The sequence below is a fragment of the Candidatus Desulforudis audaxviator MP104C genome, assembly GCF_000018425.1.
Taxonomy (GTDB): domain Bacteria; phylum Bacillota; class Desulfotomaculia; order Desulfotomaculales; family Desulforudaceae; genus Desulforudis; species Desulforudis audaxviator.
This window is the reverse complement of sequence record NC_010424.1, coordinates 1,040,046-1,056,285: the sequence shown is the minus strand read 5'-3', so window position 1 is coordinate 1,056,285 and position 16,240 is coordinate 1,040,046. Positions and strand designations below refer to the sequence as shown.

Below are 16,240 nucleotides of genomic sequence, written 5' to 3'. Positions count from 1 at the left end.
TCCCCGAATTGTACAATAAGTATTTCTCCCCGGTAGCGCATATAAAATGCGTTCGCCGCCGCCCGCCTAAAACCCTGCCATTTGATCCGCATAAAAAGAACGGGCTCACCCCGTTCAGTGTCCAATTTTGAATTTTTCTTTTCTTCTTTGCGGGCGTGGCGATGCACAAACCCGGGTCCAGAGGCTGATCCGAAACGGGGATTTCCCCAACCCTGTTCCCTGTTCCTGCTATCAACAGCATTTGCTCTTCACTAGAGCCGGCGAATCCGCCTCGGACGCCAACCGGAAAACTCCTCGTCCACAAGCCCCCTGACCGCCCGCACCTCGGGGCCATCCCCCATCTGCCGGGTGCCGCCCACCACTATCGGGGAGTCTTTGCGGTTTCTGCCCACCAGCATCGTCGGTTGGGCGTCGCTCACCGGCACCCCTTGACCGTCCTTGCCGCAGGTCCCGATAGTGAACCCCAGGTCGGAACCGACCATGACCACCCGTCGCAGGACTTCCGGACCGTTGCCGGTCAGGGTCGCACCCCGGACCATCGGCCCGATCTGCCCGTCACGAATCAAGTACCCCTCAGCCACCTCGAACACGAAATCCCCGGTGGTCGTGTTCACCTGGCCGCCCCCCATCTTCCGGACCAGGAGCCCGTTCCCGGCTTCACGCAGGATTTCGTCCGGGGAATCCTTTCCCGCGGCGATATAGGTGTTGGCCATCCTGGGGATCGGCCGGTGCTGGTAAGATTCCCGGCGCCCGTGCCCGTTTGACTCCCGCCCGTTCTTTTTGGCCGATAACCGGTCATAGAGGTAATCTTCGAGGACGCCTTCCCGGATAAGGGTCACCGGCCGGGCCGGCACCCCTTCGTCATCAAACGCATACGAGCCGTACCGGTCCGCCAGCGTGGCGTCATCAATCACCGTAATCGTGGGCGCGGCCACCTCCTGTCCCTCTTTTCCCCCGTAAACCGAAAGCCCCTTCTGGACCAGATCGGCCTCCAACCCGTGGCCGCACGCCTCATGCACCATGGTTCCCCCCGCCGTTCCGGAAAGGACCACCGGCATGCGTCCAGAGGGGGCGGGCGCAGCGCTCAAAAGCGCTTTCGCCCGTTCAGCGGCCGTAGCGCCCATCCGCCGGGGGTCGTGGGTGTCAAAAAGTTCAAAACCCACAATACCGGCCGCTGCCTCGACGCCGGTCTGGATCACCCCGTGACCGGCGGCAACAGCCTGAACCACGAAGCGGGTACGGACGCGACGGTCTTCCACGTGCATGCCGGTGCTGTTTGCGATCACCACGTCCTGAACCACATCCCCGTACCCGGCCATTACTTGTTTGATGTGTTCGGTGTCCACCGCCCGGGCGCTGCGGTCGGCCTCCTGCACCATCTCCGCCTTCCGTTCCGCGGCGACATCCCCGGGCAGCTCCCGCACCCGGAAGGTCACCTGCGGCTTGGCGGTAGCTAGGTCTACGGTCACGTCCTTTCGCCCGTTCCCGAGGGCTTGAGCCGCAATGCGCGCCGCCCGCAGCAGGCCCTCCCGGTCAAGTTCGTTCGTGTAGGCGTAGGCCGTGGCGTCCCCGGACCACACCCGCACGCCCGCGCCCGCCTCGGTGCCCGACTGCGTCCGCTCGACCTTGCCGTCTTCCAAGCCGATGGCGGTGACCTGCCTGGACTCCACGAAAATGTCCGCGAAGTCGCCCCCCCGGGACATGGCCACGGTGAGCGTCTCTTTCAACAAGTCCTTGTCAACCAAAAGCAAAGCCTCCCGACAAAAAATTACCGTTGCACCGATAGTCTTCCCGGTTCGAAACTGCCACTATTATTATCGTTTGGGTTCCAGTTTACAGCCAAGCCTGGTCACCGTCCATACACTTCCGTGAGACACGGAGACGGTTCTTCTGTCGCACTTCAGTGAATTCCGTACTGGAAAGGCTCTGGTGGTATTCTGATTCCGATTATAATTTATAATTCCGAATTCTGCTTTATCCGGGCCGGGACACTGACCGGAACGGCCGGGTTTGAACATTCACTTGACGTCCGGTTCGGAGAACGGATAGGCAGGTTGATCAACAGCAAAGCCGGAACCCTGAAGGCCACCATCCGTGATACCGGCCGAAGCCGCCGGTTCAAACGGGTTGTCGCGCAAACCCTGGTCCCCCGCACTCAAGTCCCTGGCCCGGGTGGGGTTCTTCTCGGAGTATATCACCAGCAGAAAGTCGGCCCACACCCGCCCGGCTTCCGGTTTCCGCTCCCTGTGGATCGCGAACTCACGGATTTGCGCGGTGTTGGGCAGACTCCGGAGCAGTTCCATGAACGTCAGCACATTCGGGAAGTCACCCCGCACCCCGATTTTGACGGGAAACTCCAGCAGGTGTTCGCCTTCCGCCACCTCCCGCGGCTGAAAGTGTACAACGTCCACCCCGGCGGCGGCCGCCTTGGCCCCGATTTCGGCCATCATCATCCCGTCGGTGACGTCGGCCGAAAACCGGCGCTGCAAATGACGGAGTTCCGCCCGGGCTTTCTGAAGCGCTACCCGGTGCGCCGCCTGCGCAGCCAGTACCTCCTCGGCCGCTGCCAACTCCCGTTCCAGGCCCCGGATCTTGCGCCGGGTGTCGACGAAACCGTCCAACTGGGGTTTGAGCACGTACAAGAAAAAGCACCCGACCACCAGGGCCGCGCCCAGTACGATCACCGTTTTCCTGGCCCGCTCACTCAAACGCGACCCCACGGCCGTCTCCCGCCAGTCTCAGATCGATGGCAAAAACCAAAACGCCGTCTTTGCTTTCCCTTGCCGTTTGCAGTTGGGCACTCGAAAAACAGGGCCGCCGCTGCAGGCTGTGCAGGAACAACCCCACCGAGGACAGCGAACCGCCGGCGCCCTCAAGCCGCACCATCGCCGCCCCCGGTCGTCCCGGCCGGTCGGTGTCCTCTTCCCCGCGGACGAGGCGCAAGGAGGTCAGCCAGACATCCGCGGGCAGAGCGCCGGTCACCTGTCCGAGCACGTCGACCCATTCCCCTCCGTGGTTTGCTGCTTCCCGCCAAGCCCCAAGCCTGGCCTCCGCCCGCTCCCTGTCCGCGCGCAGTTCCAGGGCCGCCCGGATCTCCGGTTCCAGGAGTTCAAGGGCGGACTGCTGCCGCATCAGCTGCAGCCCGGACATATGAAACGCCAGCAGGAACAGCCCATAACCAACCGCCAGGAGCAGGGCGGCTGCACGCCCGGTCCAGGTCCAAAGCCCTGCGGAGCGGCGCACATAGGCCGATCCCTCGGCTTCAGGAGTCAGGAGATTCACTCTGTACATCAGCGCACCATCTCCCGCAGCGCCAGTCCCGCCGCCACCGCGAACTTCCGGTCGAACTCCCCTTCCCCCGCACCGGGGAATGAAACCCGGGCGCGGCCCGTATCGACGGGGAGCCCCAGCTGCCCGGCGAGGTAGCCGGTCAAGCCGGCCTTCCGGCTGCCGCCTCCGGAAACGATAACCCGCTCCACTCGCCGCCCCCGGTTGCGGCTCTGATACCAGTCGATCGAGCGCCTGATATTGGACAGGAGTTCCCCGCCCTCAAGCCCCGCGGCATACTCCGGCCCCGCTTCCCGCCAGAAAGCCCCACCGGCGTACTCCTCCGGTTCCAGGTTCCCATTCTGCTCACGCTCCGTTGCCGGGCCGGTCCCCGGAGAGCTGGGAAACGCCCCGGTCAGGCTGCCGGCGCCGCCCGGCAGCGAGCGGGAATACCGGAAGCTGCCGTCCTGAACGACCACGAATTCCGTGTGGTTGGCCCCGATATCCAGCAGAATCACCGTTCCGGGTTGAGTCCGTTCCGGTTGAAAACCGAAAAACAGCCGCCACAGGGCCAGAGATTGTAAATCCACGGCGTTCAGCACCCGCCCCGTCTCCCGGAAAAGGGTGTCGTAATCCTGAACCAGTTTCCGGGGCGCTCCCACCAGGAGGACATGAAACTGGGCCACCCCATCCGTCACGACTTCCCCCAGGCGTACGTGCCGGATGACCAGTTCGTCCGGGGGCACGGGAATATGCCGTTCCGCCTCCCACCGCACGGCGGCCTCAAACTCCCTTTCCGGCATGACGGGCAGGAGGATGTTTCTTGCAATCACTCGGCCTCCACCGATGGCGGTTACGAGCCCGTTCGCACCCTCGGCCGCGCCGGCGGCCTGCAGGGCCTCCTCGAGCGCCGCCGCCATTTCCGGCCGGTTCGGCCCGCCCGGTTGGGCGCCGGAAGGGGCGGGAACCGAAGCGCACCCCAAAACAACCGGACGGTTGCCGTTATGCGCCATCCGAACCACCTTGATCTCGTGGGTGCCTAGATCCACACCGGTGCCCACCCGGCTGCCCCGTGAAAATAACCGGGATAACTTCCGGAACCATACCATTGCCTTGTCCCAGCTCCCTTCCGGGTTTCTTACGGATTCAGCCCCCCACCCAGGATTCAATCCGCGGCCGGGTCCGGACTACGTCCCTGGGCGGAATGTTGGGCGCAACCAGGGCTGGGTCGCAGTTTATCCGGACCGCGGGCGCCAACGGCGCCTCCCAGCCCGGTGCCGCCAGGTCACGGGCCACCACCCCTCCCCGGAGTTCCACATCGCCCGCCACCCTGAACGTTCCTTGCGCCAGGATGAGTGCCTCCACCGCGGCGTTCTCCGCCAGGACGGCAACATCCCCCGAGGTGCCCGCCCGGCCGCCGAGCGCGATCAGCGTGAGCAGGCCGGCGTCGCCAGCACCGCGCTTCAGGTCGCCGGTGATCGCTATGTCCCCGACCGCCACCAGGGTGGTCCGGACGTAATACGTACCGGCGATGGTGATCGTCCCTTCCACCAAATAGATGCCGCATTCGGCCAGGGTCGAGATATCCAGACCGTCATCCTCGGAATGGCCGATGTTGAGGTCGCCTCGAAACACCTCGGTGGCGTGCGCAGCCAGCCACTCTTTATCCACCGTAGGAAACCGGGGAACACCGGGGTAGCGCTCCTCGACCCGGCCCTGAATCCTCGCTTTGCCACCGGGTTCCACGCGCCCCGAAGCAAACACATCGGCACAAACCTGGGCTCCACCCTCCACCGCCAGATCGCCGTCTATAAGCAAGGTTCCTTTCCCCACCGGGCTCTGGATGTTAAGCTCTCCGGAAACATCCACCCGCCGGGCAGGCGTGTCCGGAAGTATAGAAACCCCGTTGAACAGGCCGGTGTTCGGAACGAGGATGGCGGTGACCGTAATCTGCTGTTCGGCCTCGCGGAAGGCGCCGGTGGCGGTGACCTGCACCCGGCACCCAAACTCCGGCTGGGCAGCGGCGTCCGTTACCCGGACCCGCACGATCGTTCCCACCGGCTCTCCGTCACTCGACAGGTACGGCCCGGCCAGTTGGAGGCCCACGGGGTCGCGCCATTCCGGTTCCCCCGCCAGTCTCGCCAGAGCCCGCTCAACTCCCGCGTCCGCCGCGTAGTAAGCTCCGGTGCGCCACTCCTGTATCATAGATATCCGCTTCAAACCGGAGGCCAGAGCCACGCTCGCTGTACCGAGAATCAACAGGGCTGTCAGGATGAGCATTACGGACAGGAACACCTGCCCGCTGTTCGTCCGCAAAAACACGCCCGCCCGATCCTCCCATCGCACCTCGCCCCGGTGGGCGAATGTCAGTCCACCACCCGGATTTGGAACCTGCCGGTCACCTCGGCCGCTACGGGCTGACCCCGGTATTCCTTTTCAGCCCGCAGGGTTACCAGCACCAGCCCCCGCGCCTCCAATCCGTTTCCGGCGTCCATGTCAACCTCGATCCCGGTGATGTGGTGGGCAATAGGTTGTGGAACGGCTGAACCCACCTTGCGCCGGAGCACATTTCTCGTATCCCCGGTACCGGTGGCCGCCCAGGAGTAACGAATGGTTTCCGTTTCCCAGGGCACTGTTCTCTTAGGCACCACCAGCTCAAAAAGGTCGGTCGCCGCCACTCCGGGTTGAATCCGGGTGGGGGGCCCGGTCAGCCAGTTCAGGGTGCGCGCGTTCCGGAGGTCGGATCCCAGGGTGTTCAGGGAAACGCGTAAGTGGTCTTCCAGATCGGCGACCGCTTCACTTCGTTTCCAGTAGACAACCGCCCTTCCGTAAAGACCCAGCACCGCGACCATCACGAGCGTCATCAGCAGGGCCGCAACCACCGCTTCCACGAGCGTCAAGCCCCGCTCACAGGCCAAAAACCGCCTTCCAGCCGGCGGTCGGCCCGCCCGGAAGGTCAACGGGGTCCGCGCTCCAGGGTCAGCGAGACAGACTTCACGCCTTCCCCCGCCGGATAGAAAACCGTCACCGTGACCACCTTGAGGCCGGCGCGTTCCGCCACCGCCACCACCACCTGATCGTCAAGTTCTTCTCCGGGCCGGGCAATATCGCTGTAAGGCCGGGCTTTGTAAGACTCCAACACCGATTCCGCCGTCCGCAGGGCCTCCATGTGCTGCCGGGCATCAGTTTGGAGTTGTCTGGTGACCACAAGCAGGTTGAAAACCGAGACGGCCGCCAAACCCAGAATGACCGCCGCCAGCAGGACCTCCAGCAGGGTTAGGCCGGCCTGATTCCGATGGTACCGCCATTCAGTCCGCCGCCGGTACATTACTCACCCGCACCCGGCCGGTCTGGCTTACAATCACGTAACGCATCTCCCCGGTCAGACGGTTCTTGAGCGTCACCGTCCCGTTCCAATTGGGTTCCCCGTAAGCGTTGAACCGGAGAACGCTACCCGAACCTCCGAAAGCGGCGTGCACCAAGTCCACCTGCGCCGGCAACTGCACTCTCCGCCTTACGGTCACGCTGTCCCACCGCTTGATGTGGTACCGTTCCACCGCCGTCAGGAACTGGATCTCGTAGCCGGTGTTTTCCACCCGGGCGAGTTCCCGGGTCTCCCGAATGTCGGCGACCATGCGGCGCGCCGCGCTCTCGAACTGGTGCCGGGCGGTGATCTTGACGAAATTCGGCACCGTCAGCCCCAGCAAAACCACGGTGATAACCATGACCACCACCAGTTCCACCAAGGTGAAACCGGCTCGCCGTTCAACCCGCCACCCCGTCCGCATCGGTTTCGTCAGGACCGGCTCGGCACAGGACCGGCCAAATCGTAACCCTGAGGTCTGGGGCCCGTGCCCGGCGGGTGTGCGTCCGTAACGTAGTGGCAAACGCCGGGAGCACCGGCATTGTCTTCGGTATAGACGATATAGCGCGTTCCGGCGGTGGCGTAATGGTACGGTTTACCCCATGGATTGACGATCCCAGAGGGGCCACCCCAGTTGATGCCGCCGTCGTTCATTACCCTTCTCACAGTGCCGGCTTGGTCAAGAACGCTGGCCGCCGGCAGGCGGCCCGCCTCCGCGTAGTGGAGTTCCACCACCGTCTTCATGGACTGCAATTCAGCCAACACAACGCTCGTCCGCGCCCGGTCGGCGTGTCCGACAAACCGCGGCAAAGCGATGGCGGTGATAATACCGATGAGGACTATCACCAGCAGGACTTCGACGAGGGTGAACCCTTTCTGCCCGGGCGGAGCCTTACGGAGCAGGCCGGACATCGTCTTGACCAACTCCTTTTCCCGTTCCCGGAAATGCCGGAGCAGGCCGGACGCTGCCTCGACCAGTCCCTTCATTCTCACCGGTCCCCTTTCCCCTTGCGTTACGAGATGCCCGCAATCGCCCCCAAAAGCGGCAGCAAAACCGAGATGATGATCAGACCGACCACGCCGCCCACGGCTAGAATCAGGACCGGCTCAAGCGCGGAGGCGAGCCTGGAAACGGTCTGGTCGACATCCTGTTCATAATAGACCGCCACTTTTTCCAGCAGTTTGTCCAGGGCGCCGGTTTCCTCCCCCACGACGATCATCTGCGTGACCATCCGCGGAAAAAGGCGGCTTCTTTCCAACAAGACGGCGATGCTCTCCCCTTGGCCGACGTTGGCCGAGATCTCCTCGATGGCCCGGGCCATCCCGGCATTACCCACTGTTTTGGCCAGTACATCCAGGGCCTGCAGAATCGGCACCCCGCTTTTGATCAGGCTGGCGAACGTCCGGCAAAACCGGGCGATAATAATGCTCCCGGCCAGGTGACCGAAGACGGGGATACGCAGGAGAGCACGGTCCCAGTAATCCCGCCCCCACGGTGTGCCCACCAGGTGACGCAGGGCGACGGGTAGGACCGTCAGACTTGCGAAAACCAGGTACCAGTATCGGTTGGCGCTTTCGCTGACCCTGATCACAATCTCGGTCAACAGGGGCAGCGGTACCCCGGTTTCCGTTAGGACACCCGCCAGAGTCGGGAGCACAAAAGTCGTGAGCACCGCCACGGCCAGGACCGCGACAGCCAGCACAATCAAAGGGTACGTCAGAACCGAGCGCATCTTCTCCCGGAACAGGTGTTCCTTTTCGTAGTGCACGGACAGCCGCTCCAGGACCAGGTTCAGTTGGCCTCCCAGTTCCCCGGCTTCCACCAGGCTGGTGAAAACGGACGGGAAAACGTCGGGGTGGCGCCTGAAGGCCCCTGCCAGGGAGGAACCGCGTTCGACGGCTGCGGCAACCTCGTCGAGTGTGTCGCGCAAACGCCTGTTCGGCGCCTGGGCGGTCAGAATCCGGAGCGCCCGCAAAACAGGCACGCCGGCGTCGATCAACGCGGCCGACTGGCGGGAGAACAGAGCCAGTTCCCGAGCAGACACTTTCTCCCGTATGAAAGGAAGCGGTCGGACCGGACCTCTCCTGTTGGATGCCTCGTTCAAATCGATTACAAAAAAGCCTCTGGCCCATAGGGAGGCCGCTGCCGCCGCTTTGTTCTCCGCTTCCACTTGCCCCGTTACCCGGCGGCCTTGCCGATCGCGCGCCCGGTATGCGAATACCAGGAGAAAATCCCCCTTTAAGAGGAAATAACAGAGCACCTTACCTGATTTGGAACAATATTCTACACCGGGACTTAATTTCCTGCCGAACATTGGAAAATGTTGTGCACGAGGACAATGAAGATAAAAACGGACACCTTAGATTGAAACGGACGCGGAAGTGGTTTTGGGGCAAAGGAGGTGTCTACCCGCCGCTAGTCGACGTAGGCCACCCGCATGATTTCGCTGACGGTGGTGATTCCCCGGCGCACCTTCTCCAGACCGTCATCCTTCATCAGGATGAACCCCTCCCGGACGGCCTGGCTTTCCAGCTCTCCCTCGCCGGCCCGGGCGCACACCATCTGCCGGAGAACGGCCGACAGGGGCAATACTTCGCCGATGGTGGTTCGGCCGCGGTAGCCCGTTCGGCCGCAATGGGTGCAACCCATCCCCCGGTGGAGGGTGACCGTTTCATCAGGACCCTGTCCCGCAAAATACCGCTCCAGGCCGCCCGGGGCCGGGTGGTAACTCTCACGGCAGCGCGGGCAGATCACCCGCACCAGCCGCTGCGCCACCACACCCAGCACGCTGGAAGCGACCAGGAAAGGCTCTATGCCGATGTCCACCAGGCGGGACAGGGCGCCAACCGCGTTGTTGGTGTGCAGGGTAGAAAAAACAAGGTGCCCAGTGGTAGCCGCGCGCACCGCGATCTCCGCCGTTTCCGCGTCCCTGATTTCCCCCACCATGATGATGTCGGGATCCTGGCGCAAAATGGAGCGCAGTCCGCGGGAAAAAGTCAGCCCGGCCCGGGGGTTGATCGGGATCTGGTTGACCCCTGGCAAAATATACTCAACCGGATCCTCGATCGTGATTACGTTGAGCGCGGGGGAGTTCAGTTCACTCAGGATGGCGTACAAGGTGGTGGTCTTTCCGCTTCCGGTGGGCCCGGTGATGAGCACCATTCCGTACGGGTGGCGGAGTATCCCGGTAAGACGCTGCCGGTTCGCGGCGGAAAAGCCCAGTTTATCCACTCGGTTGATCATCCTGGTCTTGTCCAGGATCCGGATGACCACCTTCTCACCGAACACCGTCGGCATTGTGGACACCCGAAAGTCGATTTCCCGGCCGCGGTACCGTACCTGGAAGCGGCCGTCCTGCGGCACGCGTTTCTCGGCAATGTCCAGCCGGGCCATTATCTTCAGGCGTGAAACCAGCGGGTAGCGGAACTTCGGCGGCAGAACGGTAAGGTCGCGCAGCAGGCCGTCGACCCGGCACCGTATCCGGACCTGCTCTTCAAGATGCTCCACGTGCATGTCGCTGGCCCCGTCGCGAATCGCCTGCATAATCATCGAATTGACCACCCGGACCACAGGCGCCTCGTCATCCATCGGCTCCCCGGGATTGAGGCTGACCACTTCGGAGCGCACCACCTCGACGTCGTCAAACACACCGGCGGTCTCTTCAAGGTCGGGGAACCCCAGGTGCTTTCTGATGACCAGATCCAACTCGGATTCCAGCGCCAGCACCGGATCGATTTCGCAACCTGAAACCAGGCGGAGGTCGTCGACGGCGGTTACGTTCAGGGGGTCCGACATCGCCACCCGCAGCCGACTCCCGTCCCGGCGCAGCGGTACCGCCTTGTGGCGCCGGATGAGCTTTTCCGGAACACTACGGACAAGCTCCGGGTCGAGCGCCAGGCCGTCCAGGTGTACGTACCGGATCCCCAGTTGACCGGCGAGCGCCTCGACCAGGACATGCTCGCTCACATATCCCAGGTCCACCAGCACCCGGCCCAGGCGCTCCCCGGTTTGTTTTTGAAGATCCAGGGCTTCCTGCAAGGCCTCGGCGGTGATCACCCGCTTCTCAAGCAGGATTTCCCCGAGGAGTTTCCGGGAAGTCTCCGTTCTCACGGCCTACCCCCTCTCCAACCGCCCCGGCTCCGTCAAGAAAACAGGCGGCGCAGCATATCAGCGGGCGGGTCCGGGTAGAACCCCACCCGGCCGACTGCTTCGGGCAGAACGAAAGTGATCCGCCCGTCCTGCGCCTTCTTGTCACGCTCCATGCAGGTCAATGCCGCTTCGAAGGACAGGTCCGCCGGAATGTCCGCCGGCAGCCCGGCCCGCCGGACCAGCTGTTCGATACGGCTGTACGACTCTTCGTCCAGCAGTCCCAGGAGCACGGAAAGCTTCGCCGCTGCCACCATGCCCACGGCCACCGCCTCCCCGTGCACGTAAACCCGGTAACCGGTCAGGGCCTCCAGGGCGTGCCCGAACGTGTGCCCGTAGTTCAGGACCCGGCGCAAGCCCTGCTCGGTTTCGTCGGCCTCCACCACCCGGGCTTTGATCCGGCAGGACATTTCCACCGCATACGTCAGAGCCTCCGGATCCCCTTTCAGGAGCCGTTCCAGGTTTTCCTCCAGCCAGCCGAAAAAGGCGGCGTCGCTGATCACCCCGTATTTGATGACCTCCGCGATCCCAGCCCGCAGTTCCCGTCCGGGGAGAGTGCGCAGGGTGCCCACGTCGGCCAGCACCAGCACCGGCTGGTAGAACGCCCCGATGATGTTCTTCCCCCGGGGGTGATTCACGGCCACCTTACCGCCCACGCTGCTGTCCACCTGGGCCATGAGCGTGGTCGGCACCTGGACCAGGGGTACCCCGCGCATGTAGGTCGCGGCCGTAAAACCGGCGACGTCGCCGACCACGCCGCCTCCCAGGGCGACCACGGCGCAGCTCCGGTCCAAGCCGGCCTCAAAGGCGCGGTCGTACAGGTGGGCCGCGGTGTCCAGCGTCTTGTACTCTTCCCCGTCCGGAATCTCGGCCCGGTACACCGCGAATCCCGCTTCGGCGAGGCTCCGCTCGGCCTCGCGTCCCCACAGGCTCCCGACCGTGGGATTGGTCACCACCAGCACCCGGCCGCCGGTCACCCGCTTTCGGGTTTCGTCACCCAGGCCGGGCAGAATACCTTCACCGAGAAATATCGGGTAACTCCGGGACGCCCCCAGATTCACTGTCACTTCCCGCCTCAAGGTACCCCCGCTCCTTCAAGAACTCCATAATCAACCCCACCGTTTTCGGCAGGCTGTGCATCCCCGTGTCCACCGTGAATTCGGCGACGTCATACGCCCCCGCTCGTTCCTCGAGGAGCTCCCGGATGCGTGCCCGAACATTGCCCCGGAGCAAGGGGCGGCTTTTTTTTCGCCTGACCCGCTGGTAAATCACCTCGGGGTCGGCCGAAAGACCGATCAGCACGCCGCCGGCCCGAAGGTTAGCCACATTCTCCGGGTTCAGTACCACGCCGCCGCCAGTGGCCACCACCAATCCCCGCGGCACGGCCAGCTTCCGGCACAGGAGCGCCTCCTCCGAGCGAAACCGTACTTCTCCGTCTTCAATGAAAATCCGGCGCACCGGCTTGCCGGCCAGCCGCTCGATTTCGGAGTCGGTGTCCAGAAAAGGACGGTCCAGGATCCGGGCCAAGCGCCACCCCACCGCGCTTTTGCCGGTGCCCATGAAGCCGATCAGGATCACGTTGCGCAAGCGGCCACCTCCTCCAACTCCCCGCCGCCGCGCCCAAAAAAGGGGCCAGGCCCCTTTTTTCGGGGGACGGTCAGCCGCCCGCCCGGTTGGCGCGGATCCTTTCCAGGTAGCGGCGGTGGTTGTCCAGGAGTTCGGTCATGCTGTCCCCCCCGAACTTCTCCAAGCAGGCACGGGCCAGTTCAAAGGCCAGCACCGCCTCCCCAATTACACATGCCGCAGGCACCGCACAGATGTCCGAACGCTCAAAGGCCGCTTCGGAGGGTGTCAGCGAAACCAGGTCCACGCTGGCAAGCGGCCGGCGCAGGGTCGGAATCGGCTTCATGGCTACCCGCACCACAACCGGTTGCCCGTTCGACACCCCGCCCTCAATGCCGCCGGCCCGGTTGCTCGTCCGGTAAAACCCTTTTTCGCCGTTGTGGAAAATCTCATCCTGGACCTCCGAGCCCCGCTGGGCGGCACCCTCAAACCCGAGGCCGATCTCGACGCCCTTGACGGCCTGGATGCTCATCAGCGCCCCGGCTAGGCGCCCGTCCAGGCGCCGGTCCCACTGGACATAGGAGCCGAGACCCGGCGGCACCCCGAAGGCGTGCAGTTCAAACACTCCGCCCAGCGAGTCTCCGTCATCCCGCGCCCGGTCGATCTCCTCCACCATGCTTAAGCCCGCGTAGGGGTCCGGGCACATCACCCTGGACTCGGCGATCCGGGCGCGCAGGGCATCCAGCGGCACCTCCGGAATTCGCGCCTGTACCGGGCCGATCCGCACCACCAGGCCCAGGATTTCGACCCCCAACTCCTCCAGCAGGCGCCGGGCTAGGCTACCGGCCGCCACGCGGGCCGCCGTTTCGCGCGCGCTGGCCCGCTCCAGCACGTTCCGCACGTCTTTGTGCCCGTACTTCAAAACCCCCGCCAGGTCGGCGTGCCCGGGCCGGGGCCGGGTCACCACCCGGTCGCCGGTGTCCGCCTCCGGACCGGGTGCCATTGTCGTCGACCAGTTTTCCCAGTCGCGGTTTTCGATCTGCAGGCAGACCGGGCTTCCCAGGGTCAGCCCCCCCCGGACACCGGACAGGATCCGCACCCGGTCTTGTTCGATCGCCATCCGCTTACCCCGGCCGTAGCCTCCCTGCCGGCGGGCCAGTTGGCGATCCACATAACCCGCTTCCACGGCGAGCCCGGCCGGTAGTCCCTCCACGATAGTGATCAGGGCCGGGCCGTGGGACTCCCCGGCCGTCAGATAGCGCAGCAAGGAGCATGCACCCCGCTTTCCATAACAATTATGCCAGGCAGGCCTCCAGGGCCTGTTTCATCGCCGCGAGCGGCGCGTCCCGCCCGGTCCAGAGTTCGAAAGCTGCGGCACCCTGGTGCAACAGCATCCCGGCCCCGCCGGCGGTCCGGGCCCCGGCCTTCCGGGCCATCCTCAGGAAGGCGGTATCCGACGGGTTGTACACCAGGTCGTACGCCAGATGATTGGCGGACATCCATTCCGGCGGAACGGGCGGACCGTCCTCCAGCCGCGGGGACATCCCCAAAGAGGTGGTCTGCACGACCAGCCCCGCCCGGACGAAGGCGGCTCGCGCTTCGGGGGTTTGCCCCTCCAGCGCCTCCCAGCCCAGGGCCGCCGCCCCCCCGCACCCCCGCTCCCGGACCAGCGCGGCTAACTGATGCGCGCGGTCCAACGTGCGGTTGAAAACAACGATCTCTTTCGCGCCCTCCAGGGCTAGGGTGACCGCCACGGCGCGCGCCGCCCCCCCCGCGCCCAAGACTACGACCGCTTCTCCCCGGGGGTCGTATCCGGCCTCCCGGAGCGCGCGCAAGAAACCGGTCCCGTCGGTGTTGTGGCCAACCAGGCGGCCGTTGCGGTGCACAATGGTATTCACGGCCCCGAGCAGCCGGGCCTCCGGGGCGACTTCGTCCAGGAAGGCCGGCACCCGTTCCTTGTGCGGCACGGTCACATTCGCCCCCGGCATGTCCAGCGCTGCCACCGCCGCCACCGCCGGCGCCAATCGTTCAGGCGGCACCGGAGCGGCCAGGTACACCAGATTCAGGCCCGCCGCCCGAAAGGCGGCGTTCTGCATCGCGGGGGAATAGCTGTGGTGCACCGGGTAACCCAGTAGGACCACCAGCCGGGTGCTAGCGTCGATCATGGCCCGGCCTCCTACTGAAACCGTGGCGGTTCCGGATGCGGGGTAGCAAAAGCTTCTCCAACTGGCGGCTGAAAAGAGTGGTGCCGATAAACTCCTTGCCCGGCAACGGATTGATCAGAATGGTGAAGAGCCCCAGGCGGTTTCCGCCCACCACATCCGTAAATATCTGGTCGCCCACCACCGCCGTCTCCCGGCGGGTGAGCCCCATCAGTTCGATCGCTTTCAAAAAAGGCCCGCGCCGCGGTTTCACCGCCCGGAAGACGGCCGGAATCCCGTGGGACTTCGCCATCCCCTCGGCCTTGCGGGACCGGCTGTTGGAGACGATCGAAATCTTGAACCCCTGAGCCTTAAGTGTGTCAAACCAGTCCAGCACCTCCTGCGGCAGGGTTCTTTCCCCACGCTCCAGGATGGTGTTGTCCAGGTCGAAAATAAGTCCCCGGATGCCCCGCCGGCGGAGATACTCGGGGTCAACGTCATAGATTGTGGGTACGTACAGGTCCGGAAACAAGAGACGGAACACGCTCTACACCCCCCCAGCCAGCTGCCGGTTCAAGCCAAGACGGTCGACCACCGCGGCGGCGAGACCCTTGACATCCTCCGGATCATACACCGGGAGGTCGAGTTCCGGCAAACCCGGACCGACCAAGGCGAACAACCCCTGCGGGTTGCCCGGCCAATTCCGGTCGGACCGGACCAGTATCTTGGGATAGTCCAGATGTTTATAGCCCTCCACGATCAGCAGGTCCAGCCCCCGGAAATGAGCCGCGACCTCCTCCAGGGACAACTCGGCCGGCAACTCCCGGAACAGGGCCAGCCGGCCAGGCGTAGTCACCATCGCCAGTTCGGCCCCGGCCCGCGAATGCTGCCAGGAATCCTTGCCGGACACGTCCATATCGGCGCCGTGCGGGCAGTGTTTCACCGTACCCACCCGGAAACCCCGCTCCCGGAATTCCTGCACCAACCGGGTCACCAGCAGGGTCTTTCCGGAATTCGAGGTGCCAACCACGCAAAAAAGAGGCGGCCGCCCGGAGAACCCGGTTTCCGGCCGGGAACCGCCGGGTTGGGCCAGCGCCCGCGCCTGACTCAGGTCTTGCGGGTTGTTTACATTAAAAAAGATATCCCCCGGCCCCGTCAAGGCCACCAGATCTTCTTCGACGTAATTTACCCGCAGCCGGGACAACAAATCCATCACCTTCAGGCGGTTCTGCTCCAGGCACTCGTTCACCGCGGGCAGGCAACTCTTCGTGTAGGCCGCAAACAGCGGTTCCGGGTGCTTTCCGGCCTTGGGCACCGCACAATCCCAGCCCTCGGCCTTTTCCGCAACTAGCCGGGCCAGACGGCCGTTGACAAACGGCATATCACATGCCACGACAAAAGTGCAGGGGTGGGCCGCATGCGAGAGCGCCGCGTGAATGCCGCTCAAAGGGCCCCGCCCCGGGATGAGGTCCGGGTACACGGGCACACCCAGGCCGGTGTAACCGGCGTCCTCATTGGCGATGATCATTGTCTCGTCGAAATGGGGCCGGATTTCATCCAGCACCCGCTGGATAATCGGCCTTCCGCCCACGTCAAGGAAGGCTTTGGGCACATTCATCCGTGAGTTTTTGCCCCCGGCCAGAACGGCCGCGGAATACCAAGAACGGTTCAAAGTACCGCTCCTCCCCGGAGCCTGCTTTTGCTTTTGATCCTTGATTCTTCGCCGTTTTCGGTGCATCCCCCTGCAACAACACGAGG

The 16,240-nt window shown here is 64.3% G+C and carries 17 protein-coding genes; all 17 read right to left on the bottom strand.

Annotated features, from left to right (window positions below):
- Positions 1-251: 251 nt before the first annotated feature.
- Entirely contained in the window at positions 252-1,745 is a 1,494-nt protein-coding gene (locus DAUD_RS05035) for a TldD/PmbA family protein (RefSeq protein WP_012302099.1), read from the bottom strand.
- 273 nt (positions 1,746-2,018) lie between these two features.
- Positions 2,019-2,720: a type IV pilus inner membrane component PilO gene (locus DAUD_RS05030; RefSeq protein WP_012302098.1), complete on the bottom strand. Its 702-nt coding sequence runs from the start codon at positions 2,718-2,720 to the stop codon at positions 2,019-2,021.
- Positions 2,701-3,291 (bottom strand): PilN domain-containing protein, encoded by a 591-nt coding sequence (locus tag DAUD_RS05025; protein ID WP_012302097.1) that lies wholly within the window; start codon positions 3,289-3,291, stop codon positions 2,701-2,703. The genes DAUD_RS05030 and DAUD_RS05025 overlap by 20 nt, the downstream gene beginning before the upstream one ends.
- Complete coding sequence (pilM, locus tag DAUD_RS05020; protein ID WP_166485123.1) at positions 3,291-4,316, bottom strand: pilus assembly protein PilM; 1,026 nt, start codon at positions 4,314-4,316, stop codon at positions 3,291-3,293. Before pilM ends, DAUD_RS05025 begins: the two co-directional genes overlap by 1 nt.
- A gap of 97 nt (positions 4,317-4,413) precedes the next feature.
- Positions 4,414-5,589 (bottom strand): hypothetical protein, encoded by a 1,176-nt coding sequence (locus tag DAUD_RS05015; RefSeq protein WP_041570832.1) that lies wholly within the window; start codon positions 5,587-5,589, stop codon positions 4,414-4,416.
- A gap of 44 nt (positions 5,590-5,633) precedes the next feature.
- On the bottom strand, positions 5,634-6,185 hold the full coding sequence (locus DAUD_RS05010) for a PilW family protein (RefSeq protein WP_166485122.1): 552 nt from the start codon (positions 6,183-6,185) through the stop codon (positions 5,634-5,636).
- A gap of 38 nt (positions 6,186-6,223) precedes the next feature.
- On the bottom strand, positions 6,224-6,595 hold the full coding sequence (locus DAUD_RS05005; RefSeq protein ID WP_012302093.1) for a type IV pilus modification PilV family protein: 372 nt from the start codon (positions 6,593-6,595) through the stop codon (positions 6,224-6,226).
- A complete protein-coding gene (locus DAUD_RS05000; protein ID WP_012302092.1) occupies positions 6,576-7,055 on the bottom strand; it encodes a GspH/FimT family pseudopilin in 480 nt (159 codons plus the stop codon). Before DAUD_RS05000 ends, DAUD_RS05005 begins: the two co-directional genes overlap by 20 nt.
- Positions 7,056-7,063: 8 nt before the next feature.
- Positions 7,064-7,618, bottom strand: a complete 555-nt coding sequence (locus tag DAUD_RS04995) for a prepilin-type N-terminal cleavage/methylation domain-containing protein (protein ID WP_012302091.1) — start codon at positions 7,616-7,618, stop codon at positions 7,064-7,066.
- Positions 7,619-7,644: 26 nt separating this feature from the next.
- Positions 7,645-8,676, bottom strand: a complete 1,032-nt coding sequence (locus tag DAUD_RS04990; protein ID WP_166485121.1) for a type II secretion system F family protein — start codon at positions 8,674-8,676, stop codon at positions 7,645-7,647.
- A 371-nt stretch (positions 8,677-9,047) separates the two neighbouring features.
- The gene (locus DAUD_RS04985) at positions 9,048-10,742 is read right to left on the bottom strand and encodes a GspE/PulE family protein (protein WP_012302089.1); all 1,695 of its coding nucleotides are present in this window, start codon (positions 10,740-10,742) and stop codon (positions 9,048-9,050) included.
- Between the two features lie 32 nt (positions 10,743-10,774).
- Positions 10,775-11,857, bottom strand: a complete 1,083-nt coding sequence (aroB, locus tag DAUD_RS04980) for a 3-dehydroquinate synthase (RefSeq protein WP_041570831.1) — start codon at positions 11,855-11,857, stop codon at positions 10,775-10,777.
- On the bottom strand, positions 11,796-12,356 hold the full coding sequence (locus DAUD_RS04975) for a shikimate kinase (protein WP_456298443.1): 561 nt from the start codon (positions 12,354-12,356) through the stop codon (positions 11,796-11,798). The genes aroB and DAUD_RS04975 overlap by 62 nt, the downstream gene beginning before the upstream one ends.
- 79 nt (positions 12,357-12,435) lie before the next feature.
- Positions 12,436-13,605, bottom strand: coding sequence for a chorismate synthase (gene aroC, locus DAUD_RS04970; RefSeq protein ID WP_200858738.1), 1,170 nt, complete (start codon positions 13,603-13,605; stop codon positions 12,436-12,438).
- A gap of 31 nt (positions 13,606-13,636) precedes the next feature.
- Positions 13,637-14,506 carry a shikimate dehydrogenase gene (gene aroE / locus DAUD_RS04965; protein WP_012302085.1) on the bottom strand — a complete coding sequence of 290 codons (870 nt, stop codon included), beginning with the start codon at positions 14,504-14,506 and terminating at the stop codon, positions 13,637-13,639.
- Positions 14,493-15,026: a YqeG family HAD IIIA-type phosphatase gene (locus tag DAUD_RS04960; protein WP_012302084.1), complete on the bottom strand. Its 534-nt coding sequence runs from the start codon at positions 15,024-15,026 to the stop codon at positions 14,493-14,495. Before DAUD_RS04960 ends, aroE begins: the two co-directional genes overlap by 14 nt.
- Before the next feature lie 3 nt (positions 15,027-15,029).
- A complete protein-coding gene (mobAB, locus tag DAUD_RS11560; protein ID WP_012302083.1) occupies positions 15,030-16,154 on the bottom strand; it encodes a bifunctional molybdenum cofactor guanylyltransferase MobA/molybdopterin-guanine dinucleotide biosynthesis adaptor protein MobB in 1,125 nt (374 codons plus the stop codon).
- Between the last annotated feature and the right edge of the window lie 86 nt (positions 16,155-16,240).

Coding starts and splice junctions, on each gene's coding strand:
- DAUD_RS05025 (WP_012302097.1), bottom strand. CDS start 3,291: ATGTACAGAGTGAATCTCCTGACTCCTGAAGCCGAGGGATCGGCCTAT.
- DAUD_RS05005 (WP_012302093.1), bottom strand. CDS start 6,595: ATGTACCGGCGGCGGACTGAATGGCGGTACCATCGGAATCAGGCCGGC.
- DAUD_RS05000 (WP_012302092.1), bottom strand. CDS start 7,055: ATGCGGACGGGGTGGCGGGTTGAACGGCGAGCCGGTTTCACCTTGGTG.
- DAUD_RS04995 (WP_012302091.1), bottom strand. CDS start 7,618: ATGAAGGGACTGGTCGAGGCAGCGTCCGGCCTGCTCCGGCATTTCCGG.
- aroE (WP_012302085.1), bottom strand. CDS start 14,506: ATGATCGACGCTAGCACCCGGCTGGTGGTCCTACTGGGTTACCCGGTG.